This window comes from Hydrogenophaga sp. LT287 (genome assembly GCF_055702805.1).
Map to the genome: position 1 here is coordinate 1 of NZ_JBVPZC010000029.1, position 25,367 is coordinate 25,367.

A 25,367-nucleotide genomic window follows, 5' to 3' on the forward strand; every position below is an offset into this window, starting at 1 on the left:
ACCACGCGCACCATTTCCAGGCACTTGTTGGAGTAACCCCACTCGTTGTCGTACCAAGCCACCACCTTCACAAAGGTGCTGTCCAGCGCGATACCGGCATCAGCGTCGAACACGCTGGTGCAGGTTTCGCCACGGAAATCGGTGGCCACCACTTTGTCGGTGGTGTAGGCCAGCACGCCCTTCAGGGCGCCTTCGCTCTGGGCCTTCATTTCGGCGCAGATTTCAGCGTAGGTGGCTTCGGTGTTCAGCTCCACGGTCAGGTCGATCACCGACACGTCGGAGGTGGGCACGCGGAAAGACATGCCGGTGAGCTTCTTGTTCAGCTCGGGAATGACCACGCCCACGGCCTTGGCGGCACCGGTGCTGCTGGGAATGATGTTTTCCAGAATGCCGCGGCCACCGCGCCAGTCTTTGTTGCTCGGGCCGTCCACGGTTTTTTGCGTGGCGGTGGCTGCGTGCACGGTGGTCATCAGGCCGCGCTTGATGCCCCATTTGTCGTTCAGCACCTTGGCCACAGGGGCCAGGCAGTTGGTGGTGCAGCTGGCGTTGCTGATGATGGCCTGGCCGGCGTAGGTTTTGTCGTTCACGCCAAACACGAACATGGGGGTGTCGTCTTTGGAGGGCGCAGACAGGATGACTTTTTTGGCGCCGGCGTCCAGGTGTTTCTGGGCGGTGACTTTGTCCAGGAACAGGCCGGTGGACTCGACCACGATGTCGGCACCGACTTCGTTCCACTTCAGGTTGGCGGGGTCGCGCTCTTGCGTCAGGCGGATGGTCTTGCCGTTGACCACAATGTTGCCGCCTTCCACCTTGACGGTGCCTTTGAAGCGGCCGTGCACGCTGTCGTATTGCAGCATGTAGGCCAGGTAATCGGGCTCCAGCAGGTCGTTGATGGCGACGACTTCGATGTCCGAAAAGTTCTGGATCGCGCTGCGCAGCACGTTGCGCCCGATGCGGCCGAAACCGTTGATACCGATCTTGATGGTCATATCCTGTACTCCTGAGGTGTCAAAAAGTTAAAGAAAGCGGGTCACTTCGCCAACACGGTGCGAACCGTATCGGCCACGTTTTCAGGCGTGAAACCAAAGTGCTGGAACAGCACCGGCGCCGGGGCCGACTCGCCGTAGGTGTCGAGGCCCACCACAGCGGCCACGCCGTATTTCCACCAGCCATCGGTCGAGCCCATTTCCACCGCGATGCGGGGCAGGCCCTTGGGCAACACACCGGCCTTGTAGGCGGTGTCCTGGCGGTCAAAGGTGGTGGTGCTGGGCATGGACACCACGCGCACGGCAATTTTGTGTTCTTTGGCCAGCAGCTCTTGCGCTTTCAGGGCCAGTTGCACTTCAGAGCCGGTGGCGATGATGACCGCCTGGGCCTTCTTTTTCAGGCCCACTTCACTGGGCTCGGCCAGCACATAGGCGCCACGGCTGATGTCGCCCAGCTCGTGCTTGGGCGCGTAGGGCAGGTTCTGGCGGCTCAGCAGCAGCGCGGTCGGCTTGTTGCTGTTTTGCAGGGCCACGGCCCAGGCGACGGCGGTCTCGGCCGTGTCGCCCGGACGCCAGACGTCCAGGTTGGGGATCAGGCGCAGGCTGGCGGCGTGTTCGACCGACTGGTGCGTCGGACCGTCTTCACCCAGGCCGATGGAGTCGTGCGTGAACACGTGGATCACGCGCTGCTTCATCAGCGCGGCCATGCGGATGGCGTTGCGGCTGTAGTCGCTGAACGTGAGGAAGGTGCCGCCGTAAGGGATGAAACCACCGTGCAGCGCGACGCCGTTCATGATGGCTGCCATGCCGAATTCGCGCACGCCGTAGTTGATGTGGCGACCGCCCTGGCCAGCCTCGTTCTTCACCACGTTGCCCGCCAGGTCAAAGCGCAGGTTGGGGGTGGACTTGGTGTTGGTTAGGTTGGAACCGGTCAGATCGGCCGAACCACCCAGCAGCTCGGGCAGCGCGGCGGTGAAAGCTTCCAGCGCGATCTGGCTGGCCTTGCGGCTGGCCACGGTCTCACCCTTGGTGTGGGCCGCGAGCACGGCGTCGACAGCCACTTGGTGAAACTGCTTGGGCAAGTCGCCTTTCATGCGGCGCACAAACTCTTTGGCCAGCTCAGGGAAGGCGGCCTTGTAAGCGGCGAACTGGGTGTTCCAGGCAGCCTCAAAGGCCTTGCCTGCGGCCTTGGCGTCCCAGGCGGCGGCCACGTCTTTCGGGATCACGAACGGGGCGTGCGGCCAGCCCAGCGCTTCGCGGGTGAGCTTGATCTCTTCGGCACCGAGCGGCTCGCCGTGGGCCTTGGCGGTGTTGGCCCGGTTCGGGCTGCCCTTGCCGATGGCGGTCTTGCAGCAGATCAGCGTGGGCTTGTCGGCGCTGTTTTTGGCGGCGGCAATGGCGGCGTCCACAGCGTCGGCGTCGTGGCCGTCCACCGCGCGGATCACGTTCCAGCCGCAGGCTTCGAAACGCTTGGGCGTGTCGTCAATAAACCAGGGCGCGACCTGTCCATCGATCGAGATGCCGTTGTCGTCGTACAGGGCGACCAGTTTGCTGAGCTTCCAGGCGCCGGCCAGGGCCACGGCCTCGTGGCTGATGCCTTCCATCAGGCAGCCGTCGCCCAGGAACACGTAGGTGTGGTGGTCAACGACCGTGTGGCCTTCGCGGTTGAACTCACTGGCCAGCAGCTTCTCGGCCAGCGCCATGCCGACCGCGTTGGTGATGCCCTGGCCCAGCGGGCCGGTGGTGGTTTCCACGCCGGGCGTGTGGCCAACTTCGGGGTGGCCAGCGGTCTTGCTGCCCAGCTGGCGGAAGTTTTTCAGCTCCTGCATGGGCAGCTTGTAGCCGGTCAGGTGCAGCAGCGCGTAGATCAGCATCGAGCCATGGCCGTTGGACAGCACGAAGCGGTCGCGGTTGGCCCACTGCGGGTTCGTCGGGTTGTGGCGCAGGTGGCGGCCCCACAGCGCGACGGCCATGTCGGCCATGCCCATGGGTGCGCCGGGGTGGCCCGAGTTGGCGGCCTGCACCGCGTCCATGGCAAGCGCGCGGATGGCGTTGGCCTGGGTCTGGGCCGACACGCTGGGCGCGGCTGCAGCCACGGGGGCGGCAATCGGGGCTTCAACAGGGGCGGTGCTGGAAGGGGTGCTGGCGGCGTCGGACATGGGGAGGACCAATGGGTGGTGGGGATGGCGGCGCAAATGCGCCAAACCGCTGATTTTATCGGGCCGTTGAGCCCCCTCACCCAAACGGCGGCCGGGCATGCCTGCAAAGCGCAGCCCTCGCACATAATTCAACCGCTCCAGCTCGTCTGGATCACCCCACCGCTGGACACCCTATGTTGCGCACCTCACCCCCCTCCGTTCCTGCCATGCTGCTGGCCGCCGGGCGCGGCATGCGCATGCGCCCGCTGACCGACCACACGCCCAAACCCTTGCTGCCGGTGCGGGGCAAACCGCTGATGCAGTGGCCCATGGAAGCGCTGCTGAGGGGCGGTTTTTCTCGCGTGGTGGTGAACACCGAATGGCTGGGTGAACAGATTGCGCAGCGGTATGCCGACTGGCCGCAGCAACAGCCGGGCGCCGAGATTGCGTTTTCACACGAAGGCCAGGACTTTGGCTACGCGCTGGAAACCGCAGGCGGCATTTCGCGCGCGCTGCCCTTACTAGGCGATGTGTTCTGGGTGCTGGCCGGTGACGTGTTTGCGCCCGACTTCGCCTTCACCGAAGGCAGCGTGGCCCGCTTCGCCGCCAGTGAGCAGCTGGCCCACATCTGGCTGGTGCCCAACCCGCCACACAACCCGCGCGGTGACTTTGGCCTCATCGCTGACGGCCTCGCCCTGAACGAGGCCGAAGAGAAATTCACCTACAGCACCATCGGTCTGTACCGGCGCGCGCTGTTTGAAGCCCCGTGGTGCGACACCATTCCGGGCAACCCACAGGGCACCGCCGAGCCGCTGGCGCCCCTGCTGCGCAAGGCCATGGACGCCGGGCGGGTGAGCGCCGAGCTCTACACCGGCGCCTGGACCGACGTGGGCACACCCGAGCGGCTTGCCGAGCTGAACGCGCCGGCGCGCTGACCCGGGCCGGACCACGGCACCCGACCCAGAGGCACGTCCCAGGCAGGGCAAGGGCGATCCAAAAGCCGCACAATGTCGGCCATGGACACCACCACCCACTTCCATCTGTACGCCGAACGCCGCGCCCGCGTGGCCGCCCAACTGGGTGCCGGCGGCATTGCCATCGTGCCCACCGCGCCCGAGCGCTCGCGCAACCGCGACAGCGAGTTCCTGTTCCGCCACGACAGCTACTTCTATTACCTGACCGGTTTCACCGAGCCCAACGCCTGGCTGGTGATCACCGCCGACGGCGAAACCACGCTGTTTTGTCAGCCCAAAGACCTGGAACGCGAAATCTGGGACGGCATCCGCATGGGCCCCGAAGCAGCGCCCAGCCACCTGGGCGTGAGCCAGGCGTTTTCGGTCACCGAACTGGACCAGCGCCTGCCCCGGCTGCTGGAAAACCGCCACACCGTCTGGTACCCGTTTGCCACCCACAAGGGGCTGGAAGGCCGGGTCGACGGCTGGCTACAGAGCGTGCGCTCCCGCGTGCGCTACGGCGCGCTGTGCCCGGACGTGCAGCGCGACCTGTGCGGCGTGCTCGACGAAATGCGGCTGATCAAGCACGCGCACGAGCAGGGCATCATGAAGCGCGCCGCGCAGATCAGCGCACGCGCTCACGTGCGCGCCATGCAGCGCAGTGCCGCCATGCTGCGTGCCGGTCAAGACGTGCGCGAATACCACCTGGACGCCGAGTTGCTGTTTGAGTTCCGCCAGCACGGCTCGCAATACCCGGCCTACAGCAGCATCGTGGCCGCTGGCGCCAACGCCTGTGTCTTGCACTACCGGGCCGACAACGCACCCATCCGCGACGGCGAATTGGTGCTGATCGACGCCGGCTGCGAGCTCGACGGCTACGCCTCCGACATCACCCGCACATTCCCGGCCAACGGCCGCTTCACCGGGCCGCAGCGCGCGCTGTACGACCTGGTGCTGGCCAGCCAGGACGCAGCCGTTGCGGCTACCAAACCGGGCAACCGCTTTGTGGACCCCCACGAAGCCACGGTGAAGGTGCTCACCCAGGGCATGCTCGACCTGGGCCTGCTCGACAAAAACCAGGTCGGCACGCTGGAAGACGCCATAGAACACCGCCACTATTTCGCCCACTACATGCACCGCACCGGCCACTGGCTGGGCATGGACGTGCACGACTGCGGCAGCTACGTGGAGCCCTCCGAGCTGGGCACAGTAAACGAGCGCAAAGACCCGTTGAGCGGTGAAACCATCAAAGACCGACCCAGCCGCATCTTGCGCCCCGGCATGGCGCTCACCATCGAGCCCGGCCTGTACGTGCGCCCCAGCGACCGCATTCCACGCGAATTCTGGAACATAGGCATCCGCATCGAAGACGATGCCATCGTGACCGAAACCGGCTGCGAACTCATCAGCCGCGACGTGCCGGTGAAAGCCGATGAGATCGAAGCACTGATGCGCGGCTGAAGCGGTGCGCGTTCTCAGCGTCAACACCGGCAGCGCGCGGCCACTGCGTATCGGCAGCCGCAACTATTTGTCGGCCATTGGCAAAACCGCTGTGCCGGGCTGTGTGAGCGTGGGCCGGCTCGGGCTGCAAGGCGACGAGCAGGCCGACCCCAGCGTGCACGGCGGGCTGGACAAGGCCGTGTACGCCTACCCCACCGAACACCTGCCCTTTTGGCAGGCGCAGCGGCTTGACCACGGTGCCAGCCTCTTCAACGAAGCACTGCCGCCCGGCTTCATGGGCGAAAACCTCAGCCTGGCCGGGCTGCTGGAACGCGAGGTGTGGATCGGCGACACCCTGCATTTCCCCGACTGCGTGTTGCGCGTGACGGCACCGCGCGAACCCTGCTTCAAGTTCAACGCCGTCATGGGGCTGCCCCACGCGGGGCGGCTGATGATGGAACACGCCTGCCCCGGCTTTTACCTGTCGGTGGTGCAACCCGGCCATGTGGAAGCTGGCCAGCCGTTCACGCTGGCGCCCGGCGTGCGCGGCCTGAGCGTGCTGGACGCCTTTGCGGCCAAGCGCCTCAAACACCTGCGCTGAATCCGCCCGCCCGCGCGGTGTTTTGCGGTAGAAACACCGCATGTCTGCCCCAACCTCCCCACCCCTGCGCGTCCTCTGCCTCACCATGAACCCGTCGGTTGACCTGTCAACCGAGACCGAGCGCGTGGTACCCACCCACAAACTGCGCTGCACCGACACGCTGCACGACGCCGGCGGCGGCGGCATCAACGTGGCACGCGTGCTCGCCCGCATGGGCGGCCAGTGCACCGCGCTGTGCCCCACCGGTGGCTCGTCGGGCCAGTGGCTGCAGGCCCGCATGGCGCAAGAAGGCATGCACGGCGTGTTCCTGCCGATTGCGGGTGAAACCCGGGTCAGCTTCACCGTGCACGAACACGCCACCGGCGCCGAATACCGCTTTGTGATGCCCGGCCCCACGCTGAGCGACGCCGAATGGCAAGCCTGCCTGAGCCACCTGGAAGCCATGCCCGACTTTCCCGACCTGCTGGTGGCCAGCGGCAGCCTGCCCCCCGGCGTGCCCACAGACTTTTTCGCCCGGCTGGCGCGCCTGTGCCGTGAGCGCGGCGCACGCCTGGTGCTCGACACCGCCGGCCCCGCGCTGGCTGCCGCGCTGGCCGAAGGCGTGTACCTCGTCAAACCCAACCTGCGCGAACTGACCGAGCTGTGCGGGCAAACGCTGGACACGCCAGCGCAGTGGCACGCCGCCGCGCTTGCCCTGGTGGCGCGTGGCCAGGCCGAGGTGGTGGCGCTCACGCTGGGGCATCTGGGTGCGCTGCTGGTCACGCGCGACGGCGCCTGGAATGCCCCCCCACTGCCCATCCAGGTGGCCAGCGCGGTGGGCGCGGGCGACAGCTTTGTGGGTGGCATGGTCTGGGCGCTGCAACACCACCGCCCCTTGACCGATGCCTTTGCCTGGGGTGTGGCAGCCGGGTCAGCGGCGCTGCTCAGCGTCAGCACGGGTTTGTGCTGCAAAGAAGATGCGCAACAGCTGTTTGCCCAGGTGCAGACAACCCCCTTGTGAACGGCCCTGAATCCCGCACCGTTTCCACCGGACAGGCGATTCCCACCGAAAATGTCACGGCCGCATCAACCGCTACGCGCTTCTACGGACTGGGGTTTTTCCCCCTGAAGATTTAGAATGCGCAACACGCTTTCACATTGCAATAAATTGATTCGTCAGGAGACAAGCCCATGACCCCGGAAAACAAAGAGAACAAGCGCGCCGAACTCAAGCGGGCTGCGCTCGAATACCACGAGTTCCCCACCCCCGGCAAACTGGCGATTGCGGCCACCAAGCAGCTGACCAACCAGCGCGACCTGGCACTGGCCTACTCGCCCGGTGTGGCCGCGCCCTGCGAAGAAATCGTGGCCGACCCCAACAACGCCTTCAAGTACACCAGCCGCGGCAACCTGGTGGCCGTCATCACCAACGGCACCGCCGTGCTGGGCCTGGGCGACATCGGTCCGCTGGCGGCCAAGCCTGTGATGGAAGGCAAGGCGGTGTTGTTCAAGAAGTTTTCGGGCATCGATGTGTTCGACATCGAGATCAACGAAAAAGACCCGGACAAACTGGTCGACATCATCGCCAGCCTGGAGCCCACCTTCGGCGGCATCAACCTGGAAGACATCAAGGCGCCCGACTGTTTTTATGTGGAGCGCAAGCTGCGCGAGCGCATGAAGATTCCGGTCTTCCACGACGACCAGCACGGCACCGCCATCGTGGTGGGCGCGGCCATCTTCAACGGCCTGAAAGTGGCCGGCAAAGACCCCAAAACCATCAAGCTCGTCACCTCCGGCGCCGGCGCTGCGGCGCTCGCCTGTCTGGGCTTGCTGGTCAAGCTGGGCATCCCGCGTGAAAACATCTGGGTCACCGACCTGGCCGGTGTGGTCTATGAGGGCCGCACCGAGCTGATGGACGAGGACAAGATCCAGTTCGCCCAAAAAACCGACCAGCGCACGCTGAGCGAAGCGATTGAAGGCGCGGACGTGTTCCTGGGCCTGTCGGCCGGCGGCGTGCTCAAGAAAGACATGGTGGCCAAAATGGCCGCCCGCCCGCTGATCTTTGCGCTGGCCAACCCGAACCCCGAAATCCAGCCGGAAGACGTGAAGGCCGTGCGCGACGACGCAATCATCGCCACCGGTCGCTCCGATTTCCCGAACCAGGTCAACAACGTCCTGTGCTTCCCCTACATCTTCCGCGGCGCACTGGACGCAGGCGCGTCCACCATCACCGACGAGATGGAGATTGCAGCGGTGCACGCCATTGCCGAGCTGGCGCAGGCCGAGCAAAGCGAAGTGGTGGCTGCCGCCTACGCCGGTGAAAAACTGGCCTTTGGCCCTGAATACCTCATTCCCAAGCCGTTTGACCCGCGCTTGATGATGAAGATTGCCCCCGCCGTGGCCCAGGCTGCGGCCGACAGCGGCGTGGCCCTGCGCCCCGTGACGGACATGGCGGCCTACCGCGAAAAGCTGCAGAGCTTCGTGTTTGCCTCGGGCACCATCATGAAGCCGATCTATGCGGCGGCCAAAACCGCGACCCGAAAGCGCGTGGCCTACGCCGAAGGCGAAGAAGAGCGCGTGCTGCGCGCCTGCCAGATCGTGGTGGACGAGGGTCTGGCCCGCCCCACGCTGATCGGGCGTCCGGCCGTCATCGCCGAGCGCATCGAAAAATTTGGTCTGCGCCTGAAAGAAGAGCTGGACTACGACGTGGTCAACGTCGAACAAGACCACCGCTACCGCGAACTGTGGCAAACCTACCACCAGATCATGGAACGCCGTGGTGTGACCGAGCAGCTGGCCAAGATCGAAATGCGCCGCCGACTGACGCTCATCAGCTCCATGCTGCTGCGCCGCGGCGACGTGGACGGCGTGATCTGCGGCACCTGGGGTAACACCCAGCTGCACCTGGACTACGTGGATCAGGTGATTGGCAAACGCGAAAACGCCAACTGCTACGCCGCCATGAACGCGCTGATGCTGCCCGGACGCCAGGTGTTCCTGGTGGACACCCACATCAACTACGACCCCACCGCCGAGCAGCTGGCCGAAATCACGCAGATGGCCGCGCGCAAGATGATGCGCTTTGGCATCACGCCCAAAGCCGCCCTGCTGTCGCACTCCAACTTTGGGTCCAGCAACCAGCCCAGTGCGGTCAAAATGCGCCAGACGCTGGCCATTCTCCAAAAAGATGCACCCTGGCTGGAAGTGGACGGCGAAATGCACGGCGATGTAGCGCTGGACGCCGAAGCCCGGCTGGCCATGATGCCGCGCTCGGCCCTCAAGGGCGACGCCAACCTGCTGGTCTGCCCCAACATCGACGCCGCCAACATCGCCTACAACCTGCTCAAAACCGCGGCCGGCGGCAACATTGCCATTGGCCCGATGTTGCTCGGCGTGGCCAAGCCTGTGCACATTCTCACAGCCAGTGCCACGGTGCGCCGCATCGTGAACATGACGGCCCTGACCGTGGCCGAAGCCAACGTGGTCCGCTGATCGCTCGGGAAAAAGCAAGCGCTAACTTTTCAACACATTTTTCACCCGAACCCCTGCCTGTTTATTCAGCATCGGCTTGCATTTTTGTAACGCTTCAGGCACACTAGCACACTTGAATTTCAGGGTTAACCCGCCCATCCGACACGGGGTTAAAAGCCGCTTTTAGCGACTTTTGGCCGGTGTAGGTGGCGGGTTGATTGCATCAGGAGCAGGGATTTTCATGGGTCTTAAACAGATCCGGACACACAGCTGGCGCGTCAAACGGGTTTTGGGACTCGTGGTGACCGTGGCGCTGACAGGAACGCTGAGCACCTTATGGGTGCAAGCCCGGGCACCAGTGCCCCCGTCACCGTCCGACACCCACACGGCTGTGCTGACATGGTCTGGTTTGCCTCCGCAAGGTCGGCAGGTGATGGAACAGATCCGCGAAGGTGGGCCATTCCGGTACGAGAAAGACGGCACCGTGTTTGGCAACCGCGAGCGTTTGCTGCCAACCCAGAAGCGGGGTTTTTACCGTGAATACACCGTACCCACCCCGGGTCTGAGTCACCGGGGTGCCAGGCGAATAGTGTGCGGAGGGCTGAAGCCCCGGGTTCCTGATGCGTGTTATTACACCGAAGACCACTACAACAGCTTCCGGCTGATCGTGCAGTGAATCTTGGGTGGCGATTGGATTTTTAACTTTGACCTTTGAAAGAGACGCGGAGATGGACATGCCACTTCGTAACGTACGCCCCAATATCGTTCAGTCGATTCGCGCTTATGGCGTGAAAGACCTGCAGGCTTCGGCCGAGCAATTGGGCCATCACTTCCTGTATGCCAACCTGGCGAAAGCCCAAAGCAAACAGGACGTGCTGGAGTTGATCGCAGCTCAATACACCTTGCCCGCACACTTTGGCAAAAATTTCGATGCGCTCTACGACTGCATGACCGACATGGTCCACAAGTCGGGACCGCAAACGGGTTTCATTGTGGTGCTGGAGCACATTCCGGCCCACACCAAGTTCGACAAGGAAGCGCGCGAGCAACTGCTCGACATCTTCCGCGACGCGGCCGACTATTGGAGCGACCGCAAGATTCCATTCCGCTGCTTCTACTCGTTCTCGGTGGCCCGCACACCCAAGGGCGAAGAGCAGATCGAAGTGGAAAGCGAAGAGCCGATGCCCACGGACAAGCTGCTCGACGTGAGCCCCATGGCGCTGCGCATGAGCAGCCCGTTCAACGCCGGGTACTGGCTGGCCGCAGCCTGAATGCTGCCCCCCCGCGCCGCATTCGGCGTCGCCCCCAAGGGGGCGGCACCGGCGGCTTGGCAGAGCCAGATCCGCTGTGCCCTTGGGAGGTTAAAGCCGCTGCTTGCAGCGGCTTTTTCATGCTTGGGTGTTGGGGGTGTTTTGCTGCACGGCCTGGCACAGGGCCACGTATTCGTGCACCGGCACTTCTTCGGCGCGGCGTTGCACGTCAAACGTGCCTGAAAAACCGCGGGCTTCCAGCCATTTGCCCAGCGTGTTCCGCAAGATCTTGCGGCGCTGGCTGAAGGCCGTTTGCACCAGTTCGCCGTAGAGCCGGATGTCGATCGCGGGCGGCTCGGCCAGCGGCACCATGCGCACAATGGCGCTGTCGACGCGGGGCGGTGGATCAAAACTCTCGGGCGGCACAAACAGCACGTTGTCCATGGCGTAGCGCCACTGCAGCATGACCGAGAGGCGGCTGTAATCGGATGAAGCCGGGCTGGCCACCATGCGGTCGATCACTTCCTTTTGCAGCATGAAGTGCTGGTCTTGCACCACGGCCACATGGTCGAGCAGGTGAAACAGGATGGGTGTGGAGATGTTGTAGGGCAGGTTGCCCACCACACGCAGCTTGCGTCCGCCTTCGGGGTTCAGGCGGACAGACAGCGCGGTGAAGTCGACCTTGAGCACGTCCGACTCGATCACCTCCAGCTGCCCGTGGCTGCGCAGGCGGGCAGCGAGGTCGCGGTCGAGCTCAATCACGGTGAGGTGACCCAGGCGCTCGACCAGGGGCTGTGTCATGGCGGCCAGGCCGGGGCCAATCTCCACCATGGCATCGCCAGGCTGCGGGCCGATGGCATCCACGATGACGTCGATGATGGCGCGATCGGTCAGGAAGTGCTGGCCAAAGCGTTTGCGGGCAATGTGTTTCATGCGGTGCGACCTATGCGCCTGCCGGCAACGGGCATCACAGCTGGGGCGCTTCGCGGTATTCGACAAACGCCCGGCTGCGAACATCCTGAGCCCAGCTTTGCAGCGCCTCACCCGCCTTTTGCTCGCGCACCAGGCCGCGCACCACTTCTCGCTGTTCGCGCTGGCTCAGGGTGTTGTCACGCCGCTCGTCCACGCGGATCAGGTGCACGCCAAAGCGCGACACGAGCGGCTGCGAAATTTCTCCCGGGCGCAGGGCGTTCATGGCTTCTTCGAACTCGGGCACAAATTGCCCGGGGTTGGCCCAGCCCAGATCGCCGCCTTCTCGGGCCGAACCGTCCTGGCTGTGTTCGCGAGCCAGCGCTGGAAAGCTGGCCTGCCCCGAGACGACCTGTTCGCGGAACTGGCTGAGCCGCGCCACGGCAGCGTCCTGGCTGAGTTGCGGGCTGACGCGCAAAAGAATATGCCGCGCGCGGGTCTGGGTCACCACCACGTCGGGCAGACCGGCCTGGCTCTTTTCCAGCACTTTGAGCACATGGAACCCGGCCGGGCTGCGAAACGGTCCGGCAATACCGCCAGCGGCCACGGGTGCAACGGCTTCGACAAACAAGGCTGGCAAGCGGTCGGCGGGGCGCATGCCAAACACGCCCCCGTTGGCGCGTTCGGGCGCATCCGAGTACTCGCGGGCCAGGGCAGCAAAGTCAAACCCGCTGCGGGCGCGGTCGGCCACGGCCTGCGCGCGCACCTGCAGTTCACGCACGCGCTCTTCGCTGGCGCCTTCGGGCACCAGCACCAGCACATGCGCAAGGTTCAGCGTGAGCTGACTGGGGTCGACGTTGGTTTGCTTTTCACGGATGAAGTCGTCGATGTCGGACTCGGCCACACGCACGCGGGACTCGACCTCGCGTTCGCGCACCCGTTGCAGCAGGATCTGGTTGCGCAAGTCGTTGCGCAGGCGGTTGAGGTCCATGCCCTGGGCCGCGACACGCCGGCGGAAGTCTTCCAGGCTCAGCTGGTTTTGCTCGGCAATGGCTTGTTCGGCCTGCAGCAGCGTGGCCTCGTCCACACGCAGCCCCATTTCATTGGCCTGTTGCAGTTGTGCGCGCTCACTCACCAGCTGCTCTAGCACCTGGCGAGCCAACTCGTCGCGCGCTGGCATGGCGGCACCCTGCTGGGTCAGTTGCTGTTCCACGCGCAACATGCGCTGGCGCACCTCGTTGTTGGTCACCGGCTCTGAGTTGACCAGCGCCACGATGAAGTCGGCGGTCTGTGGCCCGGTGGGCAACACGCTGCGCAGCGAGTTGAGCTGGGTTGAGGGACGCAAGGTCTGCGCTGTGGCCACGCCGCCAAACACCAAAGGCGCGCACAACAGCAAGACGGCCAGGCGGGACGGGCGGGCTGGAAACAGGAGGTGATCAGTCATATTGTTGGAACCGGCTCGGCGGGTTGATTTCTTCTCGCAGGTACTGGTAGCGGGGCACGCTTTCCTTGAGCGTCTTCAGTGGATTGGACCCTATGCGTGAGAAGCCTGAGAATTCGAGTTGAAACAGGATGCGTTGGTTCGCACTGGCGCTGCTGCGCTGCAAGCGCTCCAGCACCACGCGGCCAAGCCAGCAACCCGCATCGTACTCAAAGCCAGCCACCAGATCGACGACCTTGCGGTCGGGCACGCTGTAGTTGATGCGGCCCACGCTGTACCACTGTCCGGCGCCCAGGGCCTGGCCGGGCACACCATCGCGCACCGGGGTGCCCCAGAGATCGTTCAACGGCCATTGCCAACCAATGTCGTACTGCTCGCTGCTGCCGCGCTGCAGGCGGTAGGCGGCGCTGAGCACGCGGTATTTGCTTGGGGTGTAGCGCCCGCTTAAGGTGGTGCGTACCGATTCGCGCTCTTTGGGGTTGAACTGCACGTTGGCTTCCATGGACCAGCGCGGATTCCACTGAATGCGCCCGCCCACCAGCACGTCACTCAGACGCTCCAGCAGGGGATCACCACCCGGCAAGCCAGCGGCATTGGGGAGCACCACCGTCTGGTCGCGCAGCAGATAGCGCTGTGCAATGCCCACGCGCACCACTTCAGCGCCGGTTTGGGGGTCCAGCAGGCGCGAACTGGCGCCCACAGTGAGGGCACGCGTGTCCGAAATGCGGTCGTTGCCACCGAAAGCGTTTTCGGTGTAGATCGATGCGAAGTTGAAGTCGTTGGCGGCCGAGTCGTAGTTGGGCAGCAGCGATTGGTCGCGGTAAGGCGTCCAGTTGAAAAAGGCCCGTGGCTCGAGGGTCTGGGTGAAGCTGCGGCCGAAGTAGCTGGCCTGGCGCTCAAACACCAGCCCGCTGTCCACGCTGAAGGTGGGCACCACGCGCGAGGCGCTTTGGCTGCCGGCCATCAACCCATCGTCCAGCCGGTAGTGGGCGGCGTGCAACTGCAGGCGTGGTTTCACGTAGCCGCCTGGCGCCTGCCAGTTGCGGCTGATCTCGCCCACGGCCAGGCTGCGGGTGCCGTTTTGCCGGTCCGGTGCCGCCGCCACCGCGTCGGCCCGGAAGCGGGTCATCTCGGTGCGTACCGACCAGTCCCAGCCGCCGAGCCCGCCAATGCGGGCGTCGTTGTGCGCATAACGCACGGCCAAGGAAGGCAGGCGGTCGTAAGGCGGCGTGATGGGTGCCTCCACGTCTTGCAGGGTCTGCCACTGGTAAGCGCCCGCCTCCACCGACCAGGGGCCGCGCCCCCAGTTCAGCACCGCTTCGCTGGCCAGCAGGCGCGAGGTGAGCGAGGTGCTGGAACGCGGGAAATCGCGCCAGTAATCGTCGTCGCTCACCCGGTTGAGGTTCAGCCGCAAGCCCACCGGGCTGTCCAGCCCGAGCAGGCGCACGCCGGCCTGCTCTTGCAGGCGGTGGTTGTGCTGCACCGAATAACCCCAGCGGTTGCTGTCGCGCAAGCGGTCGGACGGCATGAATGCCGCGCGCACCTCACCGTTGTAGCTCGGCGCCAGGTAGCGAAATTCGCCGCCCAGGTCCACACCGCGCTTGCTCATGAAGGTGGGGTAGAGCGTGGCGTCGAAGTTGGGCGCCAGGTTCAGGTAATACGGTAGCGTCAGTTCCAGGCCGCTGATGTTGTCGATGTTGATGGTGGGCGGCAACACACCAGACTTGCGCTTGTCGGTGAGCGGAAAACTCAGCAGCGGCAGGCCCAGCAGCGGCACGCCTTTGAACTCCAGCACGCCCCCCGTGGCCAGTCCGGTTTCTTCGACGTTGTCGATATCAATCCGTGTGGCGCGCACCAGCCAGTCGGGCATCCATTTCTGGCCCGGCGTGCGCGGGCAGGTGGAATAGCGGGCATCGTGCGACGCCATGCGGTCTTCGCCGAGAAAGTCGATGCGGCTGGCGTCGCCCTGACCGCCGTTTTTCAGCAGCGAAAACGCCGGTTGCACAAAGGTGCCGCGGCTGGTTTCCACGTTGATCTGCAGCTCGGGGCCCTCGTACCGGTTGCCGCTGCGGTTGATGAGCACGTTGCCTGCGGCACGGGCATCGTTGGTGGCCTGGTCAAATTCCAGCCGGTCGGCACGGATCACGGTGTCGTGGCGGCGCAGCTCGGCTCCGCCTTCAATGAGCACCAGCCCGTCGGTCTGGCCCGACAGGCGATCACCCGACACAAAGGTGGGCAACTGCCCTTGCACCGATTTGGGCAGGTTTTCTTGCAGCAGCGGGCTGGGCTGCAGCTGAGCGCCCGGGGTCAAGGCTTCGTCGCCATCGCCCGACTGGGCCCACACCAGCCCGGGCGCGGCCAGCGCGCCCAGCGCCAGACAGGCGAGCAAGCCGCGCACGGCACACGCCACCGGCGCCCGCACGAAGCGGGGTTCAAGGGGGTTCCCGGCCACAAGGGCAGGGACCGGCGGTGCGGGGCGGCGGTTCAAGGCGTAGGGCTCAGAGAGTGAGGAGGCGGACCCGCGGCAGCAGAGCCTGAAAAGTACAAAGAACAGCGGGATGCTGGTGAGACAAAGGCGGGTTGCAGCGCTCATTGTGGCGCCCATGGGCCACGCGAAGCGGGTTTGTAGAATCTGCGGCGATTATCCTATGCCCACACAGCGGCTGTCGCTGTGCACCAGCCCACTCCCATGACCCCGATCCAACCCCTTGTTACGTGGGCCGACCCCCAGCGCGAAACCGCCTTCAACGCCTGGCTGCACAGCCTGGCCGGCGCCCAGGGCCTGCTGCCCGCCACGCTGCGCCCGGCCTCGGCCGACGCCAGCTTTCGCCGCTACCTGCGGGTGGACACGGTGGATGGCGCGAGCCGCATCGTCATGGACGCGCCGCCCGACAGAGAAAACTGCCAGCCCTTCGTGCACGTGGCCGGCCTGATGCAGGACGCCGGCCTGCTGGTGCCGCAGATTTTGGCCTGGGACGAGCCGCTGGGCTTCATGCTGCTGCCCGACCTGGGCAAGCAGACCATGATGGAGCAAATACAGCCCGACAACCCGGCCGCCAACCACGCCCGCTACCTGCAGGCGCTGGACACGCTGCTGGCCTGGCAGCTCGCCTCCAAGCCCGGCGTGCTACCGGCTTACGACGAGCCGCTGCTTCGCCGCGAATTGCAGCTGTTTCCCGACTGGTACCTGGCCCAGCACCGCCAGACCACACTGCAGGGCAAAGACGCCGAGACGCTGAGCAAGGCGTTTGACAGTATCGTCAAGCGCAATCTGGCCGCACCCAGCGTCTATGTGCACCGCGACTTCATGCCCCGCAACTTGATGATCCCCGCCCAGCCCGGCAGCACCCCGGCCCAGCAACTCGGCGTGCTGGATTTCCAGGACGCGGTGTACGGCCCCATCACCTACGACATCGCGAGCCTCATGCGCGACGCCTTCCTCACCTGGGAGGAAGACTTTGTCATCGATATCACCATTCGTTACTGGGAAAAGGCGCGCAAAGCCGGGCTGATGGACTTTGAAGACTGGCACAGCGACTTCGGCGCCTTCTACCGCGCCGTGGAATGGATGGGCCTGCAGCGCCACCTGAAAGTGGCGGGCATCTTTGCGCGGCTCACCCTGCGCGACGGCAAGCCCAAGTACCTAGCCGACACGCACCGCTTCATCCACTACATCCGCAACACCACACACCGCTACCGCGAGCTGGGTCCGTTTCTCAAAGTGATCGACCAGGTAGAAGGGTTTGAAGCCGCCTCGGGCTACGCCTTCGGCCGCGTCTGAGGCCACAGGTATGCCGCGCTTTCACTGCCCCGTCCCGCTCGCTGCGGGTACCGAACTGGAACTGCCCGCTGCGGCAGCCCGCCATGTGCAGGTGCTGCGCCTGCAGCCCGGTGGCATCATCACGCTATTCAACGGCGACGGCGGCGAATACAGCGCCACCATTGTGCGCATGGGCCGCTCGGACGTGGCGGTGCGCGTGGACAGCCACCAGACCCGGGAATGTGAGCCCAGCCGCCGCGTGCACCTGGCCGTGGGCATGCCCGCCAACGACCGCATGGACTGGCTGGTGGAGAAAGCCACCGAACTCGGTGTGGCCACCGTGCAGCCGCTGCACACCGCCCACAGCGTGCTGCGCCTGAGCGGCGAGCGCGCCGCGAAAAAGCAGGCTCATTGGCAAGGCGTGGCCACCGCCGCGTGCGAGCAGTGTGGCGGCAACCGGGTGCCCACCGTGATGCCGGTGGCCGAACTGACCGCCTGGCTCAAGACCGCCAACCCCGCTGACCCAGTTGACGCCGCAACGCCCCTGCTGCGGTGCGTGCTGTCGCTGGCTGATGGCTCTCAGCCGCTGGCGGCGGTGCTGGCCAGCCAGCCGGCCCAAACGCCGGTGCTGTTTCTCAGCGGGCCCGAAGGGGGCTTGAGCCCCAGCGAGGACGCCGCGGCCCGGGCCACCGGGTTTGTGCCGGTCACGCTGGGGCCGCGCGTGCTGCGCGCCGAGACCGCTGCGCTGGCTGCGCTGGTGCTCGCAGCACATTGACGCGCCCCACCTGAAGCGGCTGCCCCGCACCGGACAGCCCCCCCAGGTCAGCCGCTGTATAAACACCCGCTTATGAATAAAAACCTCTGGCTGCTGGCCGCCGCGCAAGGCCTGTTTCTCACCAACAACGTGGTGTTCATCGCCATCAACGGGCTGGTGGGCTTGTCGCTGGCGCCGCTGGGCTGGATGGCCACCTTGCCGGTCATGGGCTATGTGGTGGGCGGTGCCTTGTCCACACCGCTGGTGGCACGCACACAAAGCGCCTACGGCCGCAAGGGCTCGTTCCAGATTGGTTTGCTGGTGGCGTTTGCGTCGGCCCTGTTGTGTTTCTGGGCCGCCATTGACAAAAACTTCTGGTTGCTGGTGAGCGCCACCGTGATCGCGGGTTACTACAGCGCCAACGGCCAGCTGTACCGCTTTGCCGCGGCCGAACTGAGCGCGCCCGATTTCCGCGAAAAAGCGGTGTCGCTGGTGCTGGCCGGCGGCCTGGTGGGCGCGGTGCTGGGGCCCAACCTGGCCAGCCGCACACGCAGCCTGTTTGACGTTCCGTTTGCCGGTGCCTACCTGGCGCTGGCCGTGGTGGCGCTGCTGTCGATGGCGATCATGTCGTTCCTCAAATTTCCGCCGCTGCCACCTAAAAAGGCGAATGCCGACCCGGGGCGCCCGCTGTCGGTCATCATGCGCCAGCCGGTTTTCATTGTGGCCACCGCAGGGGCGGCGCTGGGCTATGGCGTGATGAACCTGCTGATGGCGGCCACGCCGCTGGCCATGCAGGTGTGCGGCTTTGAGTTTGACGACGCCGCGCTGGTGCTGGAGTGGCATGTGATCGGCATGTTTGCACCGGGCTTCTTCACTGGCCACCTGATCAAGCGCTTCGGGGTGCTGACCATCATGGGCGTGGGCGTGGTGCTCAACATCGCCTGCATTGCCATTGCGCTCTCGGGTGTGGACCTGCACCAGTTCCTGATTGCGCTGTTTTTGCTGGGCGTGGGCTGGAACTTCCTGTTCACGGGCAGCACCACGCTGTCGCTTCAAGCCTACAGACCTGAGGAAAAAGACCGCGCACAGGCCGCCATCAACTTTTTTGTTTTTGCCACCATGGCGGTCACGTCGTTCGCCTCGGGCGCCCTCGTCACCACCCAGGGCTGGCAGTGGCTGAACGTGGGTTCGCTGGTGCCTGTAGCCCTCACCGGCGTGGCCCTGGCGTGGCTTGCGTGGCTGCGGCGCCAAGCCCACAATGCGGCCTGACCCGGGGCACATCGACTGACCCGGGCCCGGGCCGCAGCAGCCGCTGCGGCTCCACTTCACACAAGGGATACGACATGGGCTTGATGGACTCTTTGATTGGCGCCGCCACCAACGCAGCGATGGGCTCGCTGCAGGGCAACCAAGCGTCGGCAGGCGCCACGGGCGCAGCCGGTGGGCTCGACCCCCAGATGCTCATGGGCATCGTGGGTGCGCTGATGAACAACGCCGGTGGCCTGCAAGGCATTTTGGCCAAGCTGCAACAGGGTGGCCTGGGTGAAGCGGCCCAGTCGTGGGTGGGCACGGGTGCCAACCAGCCCGTGTCTGCCGACCAGCTCGGTGGCGCCCTGGGCCCCGACCTCATGGGCATGATCGCCCAGCAACTCGGCGGCAACGCCCAGCAAGCCGCAGGCACCATGGCCGACCTGCTGCCGGGCCTGATCGACAAACTCACACCGCAAGGCCAGATGCCCACCGACAACGGCACGGGCGCTCTGGGTGCCCTGCTGGGCGGCCAAGGTGGCGGCAACGCGGGCGACCTGATGGGTATGCTCGGCGGCCTGTTGCAAAAACGCTGATCGGGTGTGGCCGCTGGACCATTGAACGCAGCGTTTCGACCCGCAAGAAAACAGCCCCGCTTGGGGCTGTTTTTGTTTGAAACGTGTGCAGGGGCAGTTGGCGTTCAGGCGGGCGCACGCTGGTCCAGCCAGGCCTTGAGCGCAACGTAAACAGCCGACGGGTCTTGCTCGTTGAAGATCTCGTGGTACAGCCCTTCAAAACAATGGCTGGTGACCTTGTCGCGCGGCGCCATGGCGGCAAAAGCGCGGCTGCCTTCGGGGCGCACCAGGCGGTCGGCCCCGGCATACATGAGCAAGGTGGGCACATGCCAGCGCGGTGCGGCGGCCACCACCCGGGGGCCGTTGCTGTCAATGAACTGGGCCAACCGGGCCGAAATGCGGTCGTGCACCAGCCGGTCGTTCGCGTAGGCATCCACCACCGCCGCGCTGTGTGAAATCTTGCTGGCGTCCAGGCCGTTTGAGAGCGCCAGGTTGGGCGCCCAGCGGTAAAGCAACCGCATGATTTTTTTCTGCATGGGGCCGATGCCCGCGTCCAGCGCGGGAGACGACAGCACCAGCGCATCCACCGGCGCGATGTTGCGCTGAACAAAGGTGGACGCCACCAGCCCCCCCATGCTGTGGCCCATGAGAATGAGCGGGCAGGCCCAGGGCCGCGCAATGTGCCGCCGCGTGTCGTCCAGCACCTCGGCCAGGTCGTCCAGCAAAGCGGTGTCGGACGGGATCACGCCACGGGCGCCACCCGACTCGCCGTGACCGCGCTGGTCGTAGGCGCGCACGCAAAAGCCCCATTCATTCAGACGCTGGGCCAGCGGGTCGTAGCGCCAGGCGTGTTCGCCCAGGCCGTGCACCACCAGCACCACGCCACGCGGGCGCCAGCGCATGGGCAGCGGCCAGTCGTACAGGGCCAGGTTCAGGCCGTCTTCGAGGGTGAAAGGGGCCTGGGTGGTGTCGGACATGGCGGGGGCAAGCGAAGGCGTTGGGGCCGGGTACGCGGGTTTTGGCGAAACGCGCCTGCCGTCAAGGCATGCGGGCAATCACCTGGGCCACCGAGGCGGTGAGGCGCTGCGCGTAGTCCAGGTGCAAAAACTCGTTGGGGCCGTGTGCGTTGCTCTTGGGGCCGAGCACGCCACACACCATCATTTGCGCGGTGGGGAAACCTTTGCTGAGCATGTTCATGAGCGGAATGGTGCCACCCTGGCCGATGGTGCCGCAGCCTGCGCCAAAGTGCGCTTGCGACGCGTCTTGCAGCGCGGCTTCAAACCACGGGGTGGTGGTGGGCGCGTTCCAGCCGCTGGCTGCGCCTTCGCCCTCAAACGTCACGCGGGCCTGGTACGGCGCGTTGTCTTCCAGCAAGGCTTTGAGCTCTTGCACGGCGCTGGGCGCGTCCACCAGCGGGGGCAGGCGCAGACTGAGCTTGAACGCGGTGTAAGGCCGCAACACATTGCCTGCGTTGCGCAACTCAGGGAAACCGTCGGCCCCGGTGACGCTGAGCGTGGGCCGCCAGGTGCGGTTGAGCAAGGCGTCCACCGGGTCGGTGGTGGTGGGCAAGGCAAACACGGTGGAGCCACCGCAGTCGTGGTGTGCCCAGGGGAAGCGCTTGTAAATCTCGTCGCCCAAAATGGCGGCCGTGGCTTTGGCTTGTGCCACGCGCTCGGCTGGCACCTCGCAATGAAAACTGGCTGGCAGCAGGCGGCCGGTGGCGCTGTCTTCCAGGCGGTCCAACACCTGGCGCATGATGCGAAAACTGGACGGCACCAGCCCGGAAGCGTCGCCCGAGTGGATGCCCTCGGTCAGCACCTCAACCTTCAGCACGCCGCTGGCCATGCCGCGCAGGCTGGTGGTCAGCCACAGCTGGTCGTAATTGCCGGCGCCACTGTCCAGGCAGATCACCAGGCCCACGTCGCCCAGCCGCTGGCGCAATGCGTCCACGTAGGGCAGCAGGTCGCCCGAGCCGCTTTCTTCGCAGGTTTCCACCAGACCCACGATGCGCGGGTGCGCCACGCCTTGGGCCTTGAGCGCCTGCACCGCCGCGATGCTGGCGTACACCGCGTAGCCGTCGTCGGCGCCGCCACGGCCATAGAGCTTGCCGTCCACAATTTTCGGCGTCCAGGGGCCGAGGTCGCTGCGCCAGCCGGTGAATTCGGGTTGCTTGTCGAGGTGGCCGTACATCAGCACGGTCTGGCCTGAAGCGGGGGCGGGCGTGCCGTCTCGCCCGGCGCTGGCGGGCACTTCAAAAAACAGCACCGGCGTGCGGGGCACACCCTGGGCATCGTTGAGGCGAATCACTTCGAGCGTGAGGCCGGGCACCCGCTGGGCCTGCACCCAGTCGGCGGCGCTCTGCAACACCCGGTCGAGCAGACCGTGGCTGGCCCAGTCGGCGTCAAACGCGGGCGACTTGGCCGGCACCTCGATGTAGCGCTGCAGCTCGGGCACGATGGTGCTGGACCAAGCGGCGTTCACATGGCTTTGCAGCGCCGTGGGTTCGAGCGGCAGGGGCTGGGGCAAGCGGGCGTTCATGGCATCGGTCTCCAGGGGATCAAAGCCCAGCGCGCACCGGGCGGGCCGCGTCCCGAGGCAGCAGCCACCGGGCCGGGGTTTCAGAAGCTGGCGCAAGTATAGGCACGATGCGGTGCCGCTGGCAGGTGCGCAGACACCGTCATGGGGTCAAGGCAGGCTTCGCAGCGCCTCAAACGCCGCCTTGGGCAGTGCTCAAAGCGCTCTGGCGCTCAGACTGTGGCCAGGTCTGTGCGGCCGCTCAAGCGGAACACGCGCACCACATCGGCGAGCCGGGCGGCCTGGTCTTTCAGGCTCTCGGCTGCCGCCGCGCTTTCTTCCACCAGCGCGGCGTTTTGCTGCGTCATCTGGTCAAGCTGGCTGACCGCGCCACTGACCTGGCCCATGCCGCTGGACTGTTCGTTGGCGGCGGTCGTGATGTCGCTGATGAAGGCCGACACCTTGTCGGCGTTGGCCACGATTTCGCTGATGGTGCTGCCCGCCTCGGCCACCAGGCGCGAACCCATGTCGACCTTGTCCACGCTGTTGCCAATGAGCGTCTTGATCTCTTTGGCCGCCTCGGCGCTGCGCTGCGCCAGGTTGCGCACCTCGGCGGCCACCACCGCAAAGCCCCGGCCTTGCTCGCCGGCGCGGGCGGCTTCTACCGCGGCATTCAGCGCCAGGATGTTGGTCTGGAACGCAATGCCATCGATCACACCAATGATGTCGCCAATCTTTCGGCTGCTCTGGTTGATCTCTTCCATGGTGGTCACCACCTGGCCCACCACCTGGCCACCGCGCGCGGCCACCTCGGCGTTGGCCACCGCCATCTGGCTGGCCTGGCGGGCCGCGTCGGCGCTCTGGCGCACGGTGCCGTTGATCTGTTCCATGCTGCTGGCCGTTTGCTGCAAGCTGCTGGCGGCTTGCTCCGTGCGGGTGGACAAGTCCTGGTTGCCCGAAGCGATCTGCGCGCTGGCGGTGCCAATGCCGTCAGAGCTTCTGCGCACCTCGCCCACAATGCGCGCCAGGGCATCCTGCATACCGCCCAGCGCCTGCATCAGGCGCGAAAGCTCGTCTTTGCCATCGATGGCCATGGTCTGGGTCAGATCCCCCTGTGTGATGGCGGTGGCCAGGCGCTGCGCGTGGTCCAGCGGGCGGCAAATGCTCTGCATGTTGGCCAGCGTGGTGGGCACCACCACCAGCCCCGCCAGCGCAACCGCCAGGCCAAACAGCCACAGCGTCTGGTCGCTGGTGGACTGCTCCTCGGCCTGCAGGCTGGCCGCTTCGCCCAAGATGATTTTTTCAATCTGGGCCATGTCGGCCAGCAGCGTTGCGTATTGCTCGTGGGCGCGTGCCAGCATGCGGTTGGCCACGGTGGCGCTGTCGTAACCACCCGCCTTGATCTGCACCACCACTGGCTCCACCGCCGCCACGTACACGCCCAGCCGTTGTTGCATCTCGCGCAGCAAGGCGTTGTCCTCGTCGTCATCGCCTTCCAGCATGTGGCCGATCTGCTTGTCTATCTCGGCGCGGGCTTTTTCCCACCGCATGTTGGCCAGCGACAGTTGTTCAGGCGATTCGTAGTGGATCACCATGTCCTTCTCGTAGCGGCTCAGGTCGGCCATGGCCACGCGCAGGCGCGAGAGGATCAGCGTTTCTTCAAACGCATGGCTCACAAACTCTTGGCTCAGCTGGTGCAAGCGCTGCATGCCCCACAGGCCAGCACCGCCCACCACCACCAGCAGCGCCAGCACCACGCCGATGGCGCCGAGCATGCGGGTGCGAATGGAAAACTGACGCATCAGGTGGTTGAGTCCCATGGAAATGTCCCGATCAAGCAGAGGTTGGATGGCAACGCACCGAGAGTCAGACCAAGCGCAGCGAACCGCTGGGCTTGAACACCAAAATGGCTTGGGCCAGGTTCTGCGCTTGCTCTCTCAGGCTTTCGGCGGCCGCGCTGCTTTCTTCCACCAGCGCCGCGTTTTGCTGCGTCATCTGGTCGAGCTGGTTCACCGCGGTGTGCACCTGGCTGATGCCCCCCGATTGCTCGGAAGACGCCGCCGTGATCTCGCCAATGATGTCGGCCACGCGCTGCGCGTTGGCCACCACCTCGTCAATGGTGCTGCCCGCTTCGGCCACGAGGCGCGAGCCGGCGTCCACCTTGTCCACGCTGTTGCCAATGAGCGTCTTGATTTCTTTGGCCGCCTCGGCGCTGCGCTGCGCCAGGTTGCGCACCTCGCCCGCCACCACGGCAAAGCCCCGGCCTTGCTCGCCGGCGCGGGCGGCTTCCACCGCCGCATTGAGCGCCAAGATGTTGGTCTGGAACGCAATGCCGTCGATCACGCCAATGATGTCGCTGATCTTTTTGCTGCTGTGGTTGATCTCGTGCATCGTGGCCACCACCTGGCCCACCACCTGGCCACCGCGTGCGGCCACTTCTGCGTTGGCCACCGCCATCTGGCTGGCCTGGCGGGCTGCGTCAGCGCTCTGGCGCACGGTGCTGTTGATCTGCTCCATGCTGGCGGCGGTTTCTTGCAGGTTGCTGGCCGCTTGCTCGGTGCGCGCTGAAAGGTCGTTGTTGCCGCTGGCAATTTCTCGGCTGGCGGCTTCGATGTGTACGGCTGAGGCCTGCACCGACGCCACCACCACCTGCATGCGCTGCAGCGCGGCCCTCAGGGCCTGCGCGCGCGGCGTGGTCACGTCCATGCCGCTCATGTCCAGCGCAATGCCGTCGGGCTGGTCCACCGCGGCCACCATGCCGGCCAGTTCAACGCCTTCGCGGGCGGTGCGCCCCATGCTCACCGCCAGCACCACCTCCAGCGAGGTCTGAATCACCACATAACCGGCATGCAGCATCACACGCCAGAAGTTGGCTTCGGTGGTGCAATAAAAGCCCAGGCCAGCGGCTTGCAAACGGTCAAACAGCACATGGTGCACCGCAAACAAACCCGCCGCGAACACGATGGGCCGCCAGTCCAGATACACCAGCACCAGCGCCAGTGTGACGAACACGCCAAAGTGGTATTCGATTTCGCCGCGCGCCAGTTGAATGTGCAGCGCCACCAGCGCCACCAGCGCAAACACCAACACCAGGCGCGAGACCATGGTGCCGCGCGCCACAGCGAAGACCGCAGCGCCCAGGCCCGCAAACGCCAGCGCACCGATCACGCCCAGCGTAGGCTCGTAATACAGAAAGCCAATGACCACAGCGGCGATGGCGCTGACCACGATGGCGGCCAGCATCACCTTGTCACCCAAAAGGGCCTGGCCGTTGTCGGCGTGTCTGCGTTGGTTTGTGTTGCTCATGTCGAAAACCCTGGTTTATCGTGATTTGGTCGAAAAGAAAGT

The 25,367-nt window shown here is 65.4% G+C and carries 19 protein-coding genes and 1 pseudogene; 11 read left to right on the plus strand and 9 right to left on the minus strand.

Annotated elements, in window-relative coordinates:
* Both gap and tkt read right to left on the minus strand, forming a co-directional pair.
* The coding region (gap, locus tag AC0GNR_RS16350) for a type I glyceraldehyde-3-phosphate dehydrogenase (protein ID WP_472901965.1) at window positions 1-989 on the minus strand (989 nt) is incomplete at its 3' end.
* A gap of 41 nt (window positions 990-1,030) precedes the next feature.
* A complete protein-coding gene (gene tkt, locus AC0GNR_RS16355; protein WP_472901966.1) occupies window positions 1,031-3,145 on the minus strand; it encodes a transketolase in 2,115 nt (704 codons plus the stop codon).
* Window positions 3,146-3,351: 206 nt separating this feature from the next.
* On the opposite strand from tkt, the gene AC0GNR_RS16360 reads away from it, so the two are divergent.
* From AC0GNR_RS16360 to AC0GNR_RS16390, 7 genes and pseudogenes are all read left to right on the plus strand, one after another.
* Window positions 3,352-4,059 carry a nucleotidyltransferase family protein gene (locus AC0GNR_RS16360; RefSeq protein WP_472901967.1) on the plus strand — a complete coding sequence of 236 codons (708 nt, stop codon included), beginning with the start codon at window positions 3,352-3,354 and terminating at the stop codon, window positions 4,057-4,059.
* Window positions 4,060-4,131: 72 nt separating this feature from the next.
* On the plus strand, window positions 4,132-5,538 hold the full coding sequence (locus tag AC0GNR_RS16365) for an aminopeptidase P N-terminal domain-containing protein (RefSeq protein ID WP_472901968.1): 1,407 nt from the start codon (window positions 4,132-4,134) through the stop codon (window positions 5,536-5,538).
* 4 nt (window positions 5,539-5,542) lie between these two features.
* Entirely contained in the window at window positions 5,543-6,118 is a 576-nt protein-coding gene (locus AC0GNR_RS16370) for an MOSC domain-containing protein (RefSeq protein ID WP_472901969.1), read from the plus strand.
* Between the two features lie 40 nt (window positions 6,119-6,158).
* Complete coding sequence (locus tag AC0GNR_RS16375; RefSeq protein WP_472901970.1) at window positions 6,159-7,118, plus strand: 1-phosphofructokinase family hexose kinase; 960 nt, start codon at window positions 6,159-6,161, stop codon at window positions 7,116-7,118.
* Between the two features lie 170 nt (window positions 7,119-7,288).
* Complete coding sequence (locus AC0GNR_RS16380; protein ID WP_472901971.1) at window positions 7,289-9,589, plus strand: NADP-dependent malic enzyme; 2,301 nt, start codon at window positions 7,289-7,291, stop codon at window positions 9,587-9,589.
* A 220-nt stretch (window positions 9,590-9,809) separates the two neighbouring features.
* Entirely contained in the window at window positions 9,810-10,244 is a 435-nt protein-coding gene (locus AC0GNR_RS16385; RefSeq protein ID WP_472901972.1) for a guanyl-specific ribonuclease, read from the plus strand.
* A gap of 52 nt (window positions 10,245-10,296) precedes the next feature.
* Window positions 10,297-10,692: pseudogene (locus AC0GNR_RS16390) on the plus strand (barstar family protein); the annotation flags it as partial.
* Between the two features lie 264 nt (window positions 10,693-10,956).
* Here the strand turns inward: AC0GNR_RS16390 and rsmA are convergent.
* Genes rsmA through AC0GNR_RS16405 form a run of 3 tightly spaced genes read right to left on the minus strand, consistent with a single transcriptional unit; the run spans window position 10,957 to window position 15,620 of the window.
* Complete coding sequence (gene rsmA, locus AC0GNR_RS16395; RefSeq protein ID WP_472901973.1) at window positions 10,957-11,751, minus strand: 16S rRNA (adenine(1518)-N(6)/adenine(1519)-N(6))-dimethyltransferase RsmA; 795 nt, start codon at window positions 11,749-11,751, stop codon at window positions 10,957-10,959.
* Window positions 11,752-11,785: 34 nt separating this feature from the next.
* Entirely contained in the window at window positions 11,786-13,171 is a 1,386-nt protein-coding gene (locus AC0GNR_RS16400) for a peptidylprolyl isomerase (protein WP_472901974.1), read from the minus strand.
* Entirely contained in the window at window positions 13,164-15,620 is a 2,457-nt protein-coding gene (locus AC0GNR_RS16405) for an LPS-assembly protein LptD (protein WP_472901975.1), read from the minus strand. The genes AC0GNR_RS16400 and AC0GNR_RS16405 overlap by 8 nt, the downstream gene beginning before the upstream one ends.
* A gap of 237 nt (window positions 15,621-15,857) precedes the next feature.
* Here AC0GNR_RS16405 and AC0GNR_RS16410 point away from each other — a divergent pair, with 237 nt between their 5' ends.
* The 4 genes from AC0GNR_RS16410 to AC0GNR_RS16425 all read left to right on the plus strand — a co-directional run bounded on the left by AC0GNR_RS16410 (window position 15,858) and on the right by AC0GNR_RS16425 (window position 19,526).
* A complete protein-coding gene (locus AC0GNR_RS16410) occupies window positions 15,858-16,949 on the plus strand; it encodes an aminoglycoside phosphotransferase family protein (RefSeq protein WP_472901976.1) in 1,092 nt (363 codons plus the stop codon).
* A 10-nt stretch (window positions 16,950-16,959) separates the two neighbouring features.
* Entirely contained in the window at window positions 16,960-17,703 is a 744-nt protein-coding gene (locus AC0GNR_RS16415; protein ID WP_472901977.1) for a 16S rRNA (uracil(1498)-N(3))-methyltransferase, read from the plus strand.
* A gap of 72 nt (window positions 17,704-17,775) precedes the next feature.
* Window positions 17,776-18,951, plus strand: coding sequence for an MFS transporter (locus AC0GNR_RS16420; protein ID WP_472901978.1), 1,176 nt, complete (start codon window positions 17,776-17,778; stop codon window positions 18,949-18,951).
* Window positions 18,952-19,034: 83 nt separating this feature from the next.
* Window positions 19,035-19,526, plus strand: a complete 492-nt coding sequence (locus tag AC0GNR_RS16425; protein WP_472901979.1) for a YidB family protein — start codon at window positions 19,035-19,037, stop codon at window positions 19,524-19,526.
* Between the two features lie 104 nt (window positions 19,527-19,630).
* Here AC0GNR_RS16425 and AC0GNR_RS16430 read toward each other — a convergent pair whose 3' ends face one another.
* The 4 genes from AC0GNR_RS16430 to AC0GNR_RS16445 form a co-directional block, all read right to left on the minus strand.
* Window positions 19,631-20,482, minus strand: a complete 852-nt coding sequence (locus tag AC0GNR_RS16430) for an alpha/beta hydrolase (protein ID WP_472901980.1) — start codon at window positions 20,480-20,482, stop codon at window positions 19,631-19,633.
* A gap of 61 nt (window positions 20,483-20,543) precedes the next feature.
* Window positions 20,544-22,043, minus strand: a complete 1,500-nt coding sequence (locus AC0GNR_RS16435; RefSeq protein ID WP_472901981.1) for a M20 family metallopeptidase — start codon at window positions 22,041-22,043, stop codon at window positions 20,544-20,546.
* A 209-nt stretch (window positions 22,044-22,252) separates the two neighbouring features.
* Complete coding sequence (locus AC0GNR_RS16440) at window positions 22,253-23,839, minus strand: methyl-accepting chemotaxis protein (protein WP_472901982.1); 1,587 nt, start codon at window positions 23,837-23,839, stop codon at window positions 22,253-22,255.
* 46 nt (window positions 23,840-23,885) lie between these two features.
* Complete coding sequence (locus tag AC0GNR_RS16445; protein ID WP_472901983.1) at window positions 23,886-25,325, minus strand: methyl-accepting chemotaxis protein; 1,440 nt, start codon at window positions 25,323-25,325, stop codon at window positions 23,886-23,888.
* Between the last annotated feature and the right edge of the window lie 42 nt (window positions 25,326-25,367).